An 11,695-nucleotide genomic window follows, 5' to 3' on the forward strand; every position below is an offset into this window, starting at 1 on the left:
GCCCGGACCGCAACAAGGGTCCGGTGGCGCTCAGAGCATCCGTGGTAGGCGATCGGGGGCGGCCGGTCAGTCCCTTCCGTCGGCTTCCCAACTGCTCGGCGAATCCCGAGCGTTCGAGACACTGAAGAGCGTGCCGTGCTCGTGTTCCAGCTCGGACACGACCTGCTGGGAATCGTCTGCGGGACTCGCGACCGTGCGGGAACGGCACCGACCGGAAGAGGCTTGACGTGCACCCTTCATGGCACCTACTTTCGGCCCGGGCCATAACCGCGTGTCTGCGGAGAGGATAGTGCCACGATGCCGGAACGGGAAATGCCACTGCCCACAGTTCTCGAACCTCGCGGCCGTACCCTGGGCGCCGAAGAACGCGCCGCCGTACTGCGCGTCCTCGACTCGGCGGTGCTGTGCAGTTCCTTCGGAGGTGAAGCACGCGCCCTCGAATCGGAGATGTCCCTGCTCTACGCGACACCGGACGCGATCCCCGAGGCGATCGCCTGCAGCTCCGGAACGGCGGCGCTGCACCTCGCCGTCGCGGCGGCCGGGATCGGCCCCGGCGACGAGGTCATCACCACCCCGGTCTCCGACTTCGGGACCGTCGCCCCCGTCCTGGCGCAGGGCGGGAGCGTGGTGTTCGCCGACGTGCGCCCCGAGGACGGCACCCTCGACCCGCAGGCCGTCGAGGCCGCAGTCACCGACCGCACCAAAGCGGTCATCGTCGTCCATCTCTTCGGCGCCGCCGCCGACGTCGACGCCCTGCGCGCGATCTGCGACCGGCACTCACTGGTCCTCATCGAAGACAGCGCCCAGGCATGGCTCGGTGAGGACGCCTCGGGCCGGCTGCTCGGCACGGCCGGGGACATCGCCTGCTTCAGCCTCCAGCAGTACAAGCACATCACCGCGGGCGACGGCGGACTCGCCCTGACCCGCGACCCCGCCCTCGCCCGCCGGATGCGGCTCTTCATGGACAAGGGCTGGGACCGCAGCGAGGGCCGCATCCACCGCGTGATGGGCCTCAACTACCGGATGCCCGAGCTGTCGGCGGCCGTCGCCCGCGCCCAACTCGGCAAGGTCGCCGACGTCGTACGGCTGCGCCGCGAGCGCGCCGGGCAGCTCGCGGAGGCGCTCCGGGACGTCCCGGCCGTCCGGATGCCCCGACAGCGACAGGGCCACGCCTGGTGGGTGATGCCGCTGCTCGTCGACGACAACGCCCGCTGGGCGCGGGCACTCGGCGAACTCGGCGTACCGGCACTGCCCGGCTATCTGGAACGCACCCTGTACGCCAACCCCGCGCTGCCCGGACATCCACCGGGCCTGTGCCCGCGCGCCGAGGAACTCATCGCGCGCACCCTGCTGGTGCTTCCGTGGAACGAGGGCTACAGCCCCGACGACGTGGACCGCATCGCGCGGGCGCTGCGCGAGGTGGCCGCCGGATGACCGCGTACGACTGGCTCACCCCCACCGCCGACGAGCACATCGGCTGGGACGTGGACGTGCTGTACGGCCCCTGGCCCCGGCACCACCGCGACGTTCAGCTCGCGGAAGTCCGCTCCGTCCTGGCCCGTTCTCCCGTCGCCCGCGCGCTGGCCCTGTCCACCCGGGGCCCCCTCTTCGACGACCGCACGGGCAACGCGGAGACCGTACGCGACCTCGCCGGCTGCCCGGAACTGCTGCCCGTCGGCACCGTCGACGTACGGGACGCCCTGACCGCGGAGGACCGGCTCGACGAACTGACCGCCGACGGGGTGCGCTTCCTGCGCCTCTTCACCGTCGAACAGGGCGCCGAACCCGGCTTCCCCGGCTACCGTCACGTCGTCGCCCTCGCCCTCGACCGCGGGTTCGTCCTCCTCCACGACGGCGACCCCCGCCGCTTCGGCCCCGGACTCACCGGCAGGGGCGCGGACGTCGTCTTCCTCGATCTGCACGCCTACCTCCTCGCCGACTTCCTGCTCCTGGCCCGCGGCGAACCCGGCTTCCGCGCCAGCACCCGCATGCTGTCCGGCTCCGACTCCATCGAACGGGTCGTCGGCTCCGTCGGCGCGCGTCACCTCGTCTTCGGCTCCCGCACCCCGTTCATGGACATCTCCCCGCAGACGCTGCGGCTGCGCCACGCGGACATCCCGGACGCCGACCGTGCTGCGATCGCCACCAAGAACGTCGAGGAGTTGCTCGCCTGATGCCGGTCATCGACGTCCACGCCCACGTGGGCCGCTGGCAGTTCCACCTCACCGGCGGCGACGCCGACGACAATCTGCGCCAGATGGACCGCTACGGCATCGACCGCCAGCTGGTGTCGGCGTCCGAGGCGGTCGTCCACGACGCGATCGCCGGCAACCGCGCCCTGAGCGCGGCGCTCGCCACCCGGCCCAGGCTCCTCGGCTACGCGGTCGTCAACCCGAACCGCATCGACGACAGCGCGGCGGACCTGCGGCGCTGCCTGGACACCGGCCGTTTCGTGGGCGCGAAGATCCACACGCACTACCCCGGTCGGGCGCCCGGCTCCTCCCAGCTGGCCGAGGCGTTCGACCTCGTCGCCGAAGCGGGCGTCCCCCTGCTCCTGCACACCTGGGGCCGCGAGGTCGAACTCCTCCCCGACCTGGTCTCCGCCCGCCCCGGCCTCCGCGTCATCATGGGCCACGCGGGCGGCGACGCCTGGCGCGAGGCCGCCCACGCGGCGGCGGCCTGCGACCGGCTCTACCTCGAACACTGCCGCACCGCGACGGACGCCGGCCGGATCGCGTACGCCCGTGAGGCGGGAGTCCCCATCACCCGCTTCCTCTTCGGCACCGACGCCACCCTGGTCGACCCCTCCCTCGCCCTCGGTGTCCTGCGCGACGCCGACCTCACCGCCGGGGAACTCGAACGCGTCCTGTGGCAGAACGCCACGGAACTCTTCCAACTCCCCGCCCTCTGACCGCCGGGCTCCGGCCCGGGTCCCGTGAGCCCCCGTCAAGTTTCGGGCACGAACGGAGTCTTGACGGCTTCTGATGCGCGGCATATCACTTTCGGCTAGTGCCGTAACTCAAGCCCGGAACCGGAGGTGTTCCACACCATGTCGACGCGCCGCGCGTTTCTGGTGAGCACGACCGCAGCACTGTCCGCCACCGCCCTGTCCGCAGTGCCGGTGCAGGCGGCGGCCCTCGACGGCCCGGAGGCGGCCGGCCCCGAGTCCCTCGGCATTCCCCTCAAGGACGTCCTCCTCATCGGTGGCGTCGTCGCCCCGGCGCCGAACGGCCGGCCGGCCTGCTGGAACATCTCCAACGGCGCCCCCGCCCACCTCAACGCCATCGACCCCGCCACCGGCGACGTCTCCGTCGCCGCCAAGCTGCCCGGCGCCGACGGCGGCTGGACGGCCGCCGCCGCGCCCGACGGCTCCATCTACGCCGGCACGTGGGGCAGCAGGGGCCGGCTCTACCGCTGGCGCAGCGGCGACACCGCCGAAGACCTCGGCGTGCCCGTCCCCGGGGAGAACTTCATCTGGCGGGTCGCCGTCGACGCCGACGGCAAGGTGTGGGGCGGCGGTTCGCCGCTCGGCCACCTCTTCCGCTACGACCCGGACACCGGCGCCGTCGAGGACTTCGGCCGCCCGATCGCCGACCAGACGTACATCAAGAGCCTCGCCTGCGCCGGCGGCAAGGTCTACAGCGGCGCGTACTCCCAGGGCCGCATCGCCGAGTTCGACCCCGCCACCCGCACCTTCGCCGAACTGCCAGCGCCGCCGGGACTGCCGCCCGACAACAAGCTGAGCGTGTACGACCTCGACATCCACGACGGCCGCCTCTACGCCCGCATCGGCACCGCCAACCCCAGCCCGCTGTACGTCTACGACATCGCCGCCCGCACCTGGACCGACCAGATCCCCGACGCGCACGGCCTCAACATCTCCCCGCCCGACGCGCACGGCGCCGTCTACTTCATCCAGCGGAGCGAGCTGCGCCGCTACGACCCCGCCACCCGGCAGCTCACCGGCACCGGCCTCACCTTCGAAGGCCGGGTGCAGAACGCCCGCTCCATCGGCTGGGCCGAACTCGGCCTGCCCGAGTACCCGGGTAAGAGCCTCGTCGGCACCCTGTGGCGCGGCCACATGTTCCGCCACAACCCGCAGACCGGCGCGTACGCCACCCTGGAGACGAAGGTCAGGCGCGACGAGCCGATCGAGATCCTCGCCCTCGGCGCCGGTGGCCGGGGCACCGTCCACGCGGGCGGGTTCCTCAACGGCGGCTTCGCCGGCGTCGACACCCGCACCGGCCGGCCGGACTTCCACCGCTTCTCGCAGACCGAGTCCGTGCTGCGGACCCGCGACGGCTCCGTGTGGATCGGCACGTACCCCGAGGCCCGCCTCTACCGGTACGACCCCCGCACGACCTGGAGTTCCCCGGAGTACTCCCCGGGCCCGGCAGGCAGCCCCGACAACCCGGAGCGGATCTACACGCTCAAGGACCACGTGCAGATGCGGGCCAAGGCCCTGGTGGAGGTGGGCGGGAAGATCGTCATGGGCACCGTCCCCGACGGCGACCGGCTCGGCGGCGCCATCGCGGTGTACGACCCGGACACCGGCAGGGTCGAGGTCACCCGGCACGTCGTCCAGGACGAGTCGGTCTTCTCGCTCGCCACCGCGGGCGGCGTCGTCTTCGGCGGGTGTTCCATCACCGGGGGGCTCAGCACCACCCCGCCGACGCGCGAGTCGGGCGCCGTCTTCGCCTGGCACGTACGCGGCCGGCGCAAGCTGTGGGAGCTGGTTCCGGTGCCGGGGGCGGCGACCGTCACCGCCGTGGCCATCGGCCCGGACCACAAGCTCTGGGGCATCGCCGGAAACACGGTCTTCGCGATCAACCCGTACACCCGGAAGGTCGTCCGGCACTTCACGGTGGGCGCCGGCCGCGGCGGCGGCGATCTCGCCGTGATGGGCCGCCACCTGTACGCCAGCATCGACGGCAACCGCATCTACCGCGTCGACCCCTGGTCGTGGGAACAGCCGGTGCTGTTCGCCGAGCACGCGCACCGGCGACTCATCGCCCACCCCGACGGCCGCCTCTACTTCAGCAGCGGCGCCGAGCTGTACCGCTTCGACCCGCGAGACGGCGCCCCGGACGATGAGGACGACTGACCCGAACCGGCCTCAATCCCGCCTCGCTGCACGGTTATTGACAGCCCCCCGAAGAGCTGGCTACTTTCGGTCTAGGCCGAAAATGCCGGGCTCCACTGCACCCTGATGCCCACGGAGGCCCTCATGAAGTCATCGCTCAAGCGTGTGCGCATCCCCCTCGCCGTGCTCAGCCTCGCCGCCCTCACCGCCGCGTGCAGCGACTCCGGAGGCGGGTCCGGCTCGGTCTCGGAGGAGGTGACCGTCTGGATGTACCCGGTGATCGCCGACCCCAAGGCCAACGCGGAGTACTGGGAGGGCCTGGAGAAGGCGTACGAGAAGAAGTACTCGGACGCGAAGCTCACCATCGAGCAGCAGCCGTGGGACAACCGCGACGAGAAGCTCGCCACCGCGTTCAGCGGCGGCAAGGGCCCCGACGTGGTGGTCCTCCAGCCGGACCAGATACCCCAGTACCTGGCGAACGGCTCCCTCGCGCCCGTCGACGGGGCGATCAAGGGCCACGCGGACAAGTTCCTGCCGACCGCCCTGGCAGCGCTGAGCAGCGACGGGAAGGCGTACGGCGCCCCCGTCTACCACACCATCACGACGACGCTCTACAACAAGAAGCTCCTCGACCGGGCGGGCATCAAGAACCCCCCGGCCACCTGGGACGACATCAAGGCCGCCGCGCCGAAGCTGAAGGCCGAGGGCCTGGCCACCCTGGACTACTCCGCCAGTAACGAGGCCACCTTGAACCTCAACTTCTACCCGCTGCTCTGGCAGGCCGGCGGAAAGGTCTTCAACGAGGACGGCAAGAGCGTCGCGTTCAACGACGACAAGGGCGTCGCGGCACTCACCTTCCTCACCGACCTGTACAAGCAGGGCGCCATCCCGAAGTCGGCGATGAACAACGTCAACGTCCTGGCCGACCAGGCGCTCGGCAAGCAGCAGGTGGCGATGGGCTTCACCAACTCCGGCATGGACTTCCGCATCGCAGAGCAGGCGTGGGGCAAGGAGAACGTCCTCGTCGGCGCCCCGCTCACCGGCGAGAAGCAGGCCGCCTTCGGCGTCCCCGGCGCCCTCGGCATCAACGCCAAGGGCAACAAGAAGGGCGCGGAGCAGTTCATCAACTTCATGACCCAGCCGGACCAGATCAAGAGCCTCGGCCAGGCCACCGGCTTCCTCTCGCCGCGTACGGACGTCACCGTGCCGTCCGACAGCCCGCACGCCAAGAAGCTCCAGGACGCCCTGGCCTTCGTCGTCCCCGGCGAGTCCAGCCCCGTCGCCCGCCAGCTCATGGGCATCCTCGCCCCGGAGATCCAGGCCGCACTGACCGGCAAGAAGTCTCCGCAGCAGGCACTCGACGCGGCGGCCGAGCGGGCCGACGACCTGCTGGCCAGGCAGCGGTAGCCGCCGAATGCGGAAGATAGCGCCGCTGCGCCGGCACGACGCACGCGCGGGGCTGCTGTTCGTGGCTCCGATGCTCCTGCTGTTCACGGTGTTCCGCTTCGGCCCGGTCGTCGGCGCGGCGTTCCTGTCGATGACCGACTACCGGCTCGACGGCGCATGGGAGTTCATCGGGGCCGAGAACTACTCCCGGCTGATCGACGACGACCTGTTCTGGGAGAGCCTCGGCGTCACCGCCCTGTACACCGCCGTCTACGTCCCGCTGACGATCGGGATCGCCCTCGGCACCGCGATGCTGCTGCACCGCACGGTCTGGATGCGCAGCTTCTTCCGCGGGGTGTACTTCCTGCCGTACGTCACCAGCATCGTGCTGGCCGCCGTCGTCTGGAAGTGGATCTACGAAGTCGAGGACGGCCTGCTGAACTCCGCCCTCGGCGCCCTGTCCTTCGGCTCCGTCGACTTCCTCGGCAGCGAATCGCTGGTGCTGCCCTCGATCGCGGCGACATCGGCGTGGAAGGGCTTCGGCTACTCGATGCTCATCCTGCTCGCCGGCCTCCAGTCGATACCGAAGGCCGTCACGGAGGCCGCGACGATCGACGGCGCCGGCGGCTGGCAGCGCTTCCGCCACATCACGCTGCCGATGCTGCGGCCGGTGCTGTTCTTCGTGCTGGTCATCGAGGCCATCCAGGCGTTCCAGGTCTTCGACCAGATGTACGTCATGACGGCGGGCGGCCCGGTCCGCTCCAGCTACAGCCTCGTCTACCTCCTCTACGACACCGGCTTCAAGTACTTCGACTTCGGCTACGCCAGCGCGCTGGGACTCGTGCTCTTCTTGGTCGTACTGGTCTTCTCGCTGATCCAGCGGCGGTTGATCGGGAGGGACGACTGATGGCGCTGCTCACCCGCGGCAAGACGACCGGCGGCGAGGGCGGGAGCGGGGTCCGGACGCGGAAGGCGTCCCGGCCCGACCGGGGTCCGGCGCGGCTCACGCTGCCGACGTTGCTGGTGCTGGTGGCGTTGGTGACCGTCACCCCGTTCGCGGTGATGGTGCTGGTCGCCTTCGCCCCGCACAGCGGCAAGACCCTGCCGGGCGCGTTCGACGTCACCCGGGCCACGCTGGCGAACTTCGACGAGGTCCTCGGCAGCTCCGACATCCTGCGCTGGGCGCTGAACTCGACGATCTACTCCGTGGTCTCCGTCGTGTTCATCCTGCTGTTCGCCTCCATGGCCGGCTACGCCTTCGCCAAGAAGCGCTTCCCCGGTCGGGAGATCATGTTCTGGTCGTTCCTGGCGACCCTGATGGTGCCGTTCCAGGCCACGCTCATCCCGTACTTCATCCTCATCTCCGAGATGGGCGGAGTCGACACGTACTGGGGCATGATCGTGCCGACCCTCGCCAACTCCCAGGCCGTCTTCCTGATGCGGCAGTTCATCATGCAGCTGCCGGACGAGCTCTTCGAGGCCGCGAAGATCGACGGCGCCTCGGAGTGGCGGATCTACACCACGATCGTCATCCCGCTGATCCGGCCGATCATGGCGACGCTCGGCGTGTTCGTCTTCCTGTGGCACTGGAACGACTTCCTGTGGCCCCTGGTCATCGCCCAGTCCGGGGACATGCACACCCTGACGGTGGGGCTGGCCACGCTCGACGGCGAGAACGTGACGATCAACCAGGTCATGGCGGGGGCGACCATCACCGTCGTACCGTGCCTGCTGGTCTTCGGGTTGCTCCAGCGGTATCTGACGGACAGCATCGCGACGACGGGGCTGAAGTCGTGAGGTCCGTCGACGATCCTCCACGGAACCATGAGAGGGACCTCGTGACGTCCTCGCCCGTACGCACCGCGCCCTGGCCCCAGTGGCCGCCGCCCGCCACCGACGAGCAGCGCGAGGCGCTGCTGGCCGTGCTCGACAGCGGCCGGTGGGGTGCGACCGACGGGCCGCAGGTGGCGGAGTTCGCCGCCGCGTTCGCGAAGACGACGGGCGCGCCGTACGCCGTGTGCACCGTCAACGCCACCGTGGGGCTCTTCCTCGCCCTGCGCGCGGTCGGTGTCGAACCCGGCGACGAGGTGATCGTCCCGGCGTACACGTTCGTCGCCAGTGCCACCGCCGTGGTGCTGGCGGGCGCCCGGCCGGTGTTCGCGGACGTCCGTCCCGACACGCTGCTCGTCGACCCGGATTCGGCCGCTGCCCTCGTCGGGCCGCGGACGGGGGCCGTCATGGCGGTCCACCTCTCGGGCGCGGTGGCCGACGCCGGCACGCCCGGGGTCCCCGTGGTCGAGGACGCCGCGCAGGCGCACGGCGCGGTGCGCGGCGGGCGGGCGGCCGGGACGTGGGGGGACGCCGCCTGCTTCAGCTTCCAGTCGAGCAAGGCCATGACGGCGGGCGAGGGCGGCGTCATCGTCACCGGCGACCGGGCGACGTACGAGCGGCTGTGGTCGCTGCACAACGTCGGACGGAAGTTGGACGGCGCCTGGTACGAGCACCCCGGGCTGGGCTGGAACCTGCGGATGACCGCCTTCCAGGCGGCCGTGCTCCGGCCGCAGCTCGCGCAGTTGCCCGCGCAGATCGACCGGCGGACGCGCTCCGCGGTGGTCCTCGCGCAGGCGCTGGCGGACATCGAGGGCCTGTCGGTGCGCCCGGCGCCCCCGGACACCGAGCGGCACACCTGGCATCTGGCGCTGCTGCGGTACGACCGGGCGGCGTTCGGGGGGCGTACGAAGGAGGAGTTCGTCGCCGCGATGGCGGCGGAGGGCATCCCGCTGGACGCGGGCTACCGCTCGCTGTCGGTGGAGCCGTCGCTCGCCGCGTACGCCCGGCCGTGCCCGGTGGCGGAGGCGGAGGCGGCGGCCACGGTGTGGGTACGTCAGCACGTGCTGATGGCCGACGAGGACGCGATGGCGGACGTCGCGCGGGCGGCGCGGAAGGTGCGGGACGCGTTCACGCGCCCGGTGTGACCACGGCGGGGCGGTGGGGACCGGTCCTGCGGGCCGGTCCCCACCGCCTCTTCCAGGCCCGGGTAGGCCCGGGTCAGCAGACCCGGTAGGTGTAGAACTTCTCGTTGCGCGACATGTAGATGTTGCCGTCGGGGCCCTTCTGCAGGTTCGAGACCGGTCGGGCGATCAGCGCCAACTGCATCGTCGCCGGGTCGATCCGATACGCCTTGCTCTGCGTCTTGCCCCACAGGTAACCCGCGTGGAACACGAGGTTGGTGTCGTGCCACACCTGGGTCTGGGTCTCCCAGGGGTAGGTCTGGTGCTTGACCGTGCGCAGGGTCTCGCCGGTGGCCGGGTCCATCTCGAACACCGCGTCCGGGGTCAGCCCCCAGAGCTTGCCGCTGCCGTCGAAGGACAGCTCGCCGAGCGCCAGGTCACCGGCGACGGGGGCGCTCTGCCAGAGCAGCTTGTCGGCGGCGATGTCGTACGCGAAGACCTTCGCCACCGTGTCCAGCGGCTTGCCGGTGCCGCCGAAGACGGAGGTGGCGCCGTAGATAATGCCGTCGCGGTGGGTGACGCCGACGACCGAGTGGCCGGGGATGATGTTCCGCCTGATCCGGTTCTCGCCGGTGACGGGGTTCACCAGGCCCAGCGCGCCGCCCTCGGTGCCCGACTTGGGCACGGTGCCGAAGGCGACCCAGTTGCCGGCCGAGACCAGGCTGAACGGCCGGTCCTGCTCCTGTTGGGTGAGGTTGACCAGCAGCCTCGGCGCGATGCCGTCGAACTCGTAGATCCGGCCGCCCGGGTAGACGCCGAGGTACAGCTTCCCCTGGTGGGAGGCCATGCCCTCGCTCTGGCCGACCTGCGGCCAGAACTGCGTGGCGCCGGTGACCGGTTCGTACGCGGCGAGGCCGCCGGTGAGGAACCCGCCCGCGTACAGACGTCCGTCGGGGCCCTCGGCCATGGACCGGATGGTGACGAGCTGGCCGGTGAGGGTGTGGCCGAGGAGCCTGCCCACGCCGGTCTTGCTGTCGTAGTGCCACATGCCGCCGGTGGACGAGGTGCCGACGAGGGTGGTGCCGCGCCAGCCGAGGGTGCGGATGCCGCCCTCGCCGAAGTCGCTCATGGCGAGCTTCGTGGTCCGGCCGGCTCTCAGGTCGAGCCGGATCAACCCGCCCTGTTGGACGAGGTGGACGGAGTTGCCGCGGGCGGCGCCGCCGACGGTGAGGCTGTCGACGTCCTGGGTGACGTGCAGCCACGTGCGGCGCTTGAGGTCGTACACCGCCAGCGGCTTCTTGGCGGCGGAGGTCTCGTAGCGGACGAGGAGGTAGCGGCCGACGACGTCCACGTCGTACGCCCAGCCGGTGGCGTCGAACGGGGCGTCGAGGACGCGGCGGACCTTGCCGTCGGGGGAGAGCACGGCGACCTGCATGCTGGAGGGTCCCATGCCGGCGTAGACCGTGCCGTCGTCGTCGACGGCGAGGTCGCGGATGAAGCCCTGCCCCGGCACGGGCTGGCCGAGGTCCTTCGTCTCGCCGGTTTCGGGGTCGTGGCGGAAGAGGTGGCCGTTGTTGGAGGTGCCGCCGTAGACGTAGTCCTCGGTGGCCGCCACGGTCCAGACGAACGTCTCGGAGTCGACCGGGACGCCCAGTTCGGTGACCTTGCCTTCCTCGGGGTCGTAGCGGAAGAGCCGGCCCTTGTGCTCGGTGCCGCCGTAACTGCCGACGTAGACCGAGTGGTCCTCGGCGACGGTCACGGCCCACGAGCCGAGGGCGCGGGGGAGCGGGTGCTCCGCGATCAACCTGCCGTCGTCGGCGTCGCGGATGCCGAGGAGGGCGGGGGCGGAGGCGGAGGAGGTGACGGAGTAGACGCGGTCGCGGTCCATCGCGGTACCGGCGGTGGTGGCGCCGGTCAGGGGAAGGTTGCCGAGGTCGGCGAAGCCGCACGGGGCGGCGGGGGCGTTGGGCGCGGCGGACGTGGACGGGGACGTATACGGGACGGTTTCGGCATGGGCCGGTACGACGAGGGTCACGACGAGCAGGCACGCGGCCGTGAGGGCACGACGCATGGAACCTCCAACGGGTACGTTTTACGGTCCTGGCCGTAAAGAGACTGGGAGGTGAGGACGGCAGTTCAGCGCGCAGGATCGGTCCGGGCCCGCGCGGGCCCGGTCGGTAGGGGGGTGTCTCTATGTCCTTCGTCAAGGACGTGGTGCCGGGTGTGTAGGTGTTTGTGGTGGTTATGCGACGAGGGTGGCGGTGGGAGTTCTGGA

Annotated in this window: 9 protein-coding genes; 8 read left to right on the forward strand and 1 reads right to left on the reverse strand. The window is 71.0% G+C overall.

Annotated features, from left to right (window positions below; translation table 11 throughout):
* Positions 1-297: 297 nt before the first annotated feature.
* The 8 genes from ABZ842_RS34335 to ABZ842_RS34370 all read left to right on the forward strand — a co-directional run bounded on the left by ABZ842_RS34335 (position 298) and on the right by ABZ842_RS34370 (position 9,444).
* On the forward strand, positions 298-1,434 hold the full coding sequence (locus ABZ842_RS34335) for a DegT/DnrJ/EryC1/StrS family aminotransferase (protein WP_361546081.1): 1,137 nt from the start codon (positions 298-300) through the stop codon (positions 1,432-1,434).
* A complete protein-coding gene (locus ABZ842_RS34340; RefSeq protein ID WP_361546084.1) occupies positions 1,431-2,174 on the forward strand; it encodes a hypothetical protein in 744 nt (247 codons plus the stop codon). The genes ABZ842_RS34335 and ABZ842_RS34340 overlap by 4 nt, the downstream gene beginning before the upstream one ends.
* Positions 2,174-2,911 carry an amidohydrolase family protein gene (locus ABZ842_RS34345; protein ID WP_361546087.1) on the forward strand — a complete coding sequence of 246 codons (738 nt, stop codon included), beginning with the start codon at positions 2,174-2,176 and terminating at the stop codon, positions 2,909-2,911. Before ABZ842_RS34340 ends, ABZ842_RS34345 begins: the two co-directional genes overlap by 1 nt.
* 138 nt (positions 2,912-3,049) lie before the next feature.
* Positions 3,050-5,104: a hypothetical protein gene (locus ABZ842_RS34350; protein WP_361546090.1), complete on the forward strand. Its 2,055-nt coding sequence runs from the start codon at positions 3,050-3,052 to the stop codon at positions 5,102-5,104.
* Positions 5,105-5,227: 123 nt separating this feature from the next.
* On the forward strand, positions 5,228-6,490 hold the full coding sequence (locus ABZ842_RS34355; RefSeq protein ID WP_361546093.1) for an extracellular solute-binding protein: 1,263 nt from the start codon (positions 5,228-5,230) through the stop codon (positions 6,488-6,490).
* A gap of 7 nt (positions 6,491-6,497) precedes the next feature.
* Positions 6,498-7,376 carry a sugar ABC transporter permease gene (locus tag ABZ842_RS34360; protein ID WP_361546096.1) on the forward strand — a complete coding sequence of 293 codons (879 nt, stop codon included), beginning with the start codon at positions 6,498-6,500 and terminating at the stop codon, positions 7,374-7,376.
* Positions 7,376-8,266: a carbohydrate ABC transporter permease gene (locus ABZ842_RS34365; RefSeq protein ID WP_361546099.1), complete on the forward strand. Its 891-nt coding sequence runs from the start codon at positions 7,376-7,378 to the stop codon at positions 8,264-8,266. The genes ABZ842_RS34360 and ABZ842_RS34365 overlap by 1 nt, the downstream gene beginning before the upstream one ends.
* A gap of 41 nt (positions 8,267-8,307) precedes the next feature.
* The gene (locus ABZ842_RS34370) at positions 8,308-9,444 is read left to right on the forward strand and encodes a DegT/DnrJ/EryC1/StrS family aminotransferase (RefSeq protein ID WP_361546102.1); all 1,137 of its coding nucleotides are present in this window, start codon (positions 8,308-8,310) and stop codon (positions 9,442-9,444) included.
* Between the two features lie 73 nt (positions 9,445-9,517).
* Here ABZ842_RS34370 and ABZ842_RS34375 read toward each other — a convergent pair whose 3' ends face one another.
* Entirely contained in the window at positions 9,518-11,491 is a 1,974-nt protein-coding gene (locus ABZ842_RS34375) for a hypothetical protein (RefSeq protein WP_361546105.1), read from the reverse strand.
* Positions 11,492-11,695: the final 204 nt, after the last annotated feature.

It is taken from the genome of Streptomyces sp. NPDC047315, from assembly GCF_040643215.1.
Classification (GTDB): Bacteria; Actinomycetota; Actinomycetes; order Streptomycetales; family Streptomycetaceae; genus Streptomyces.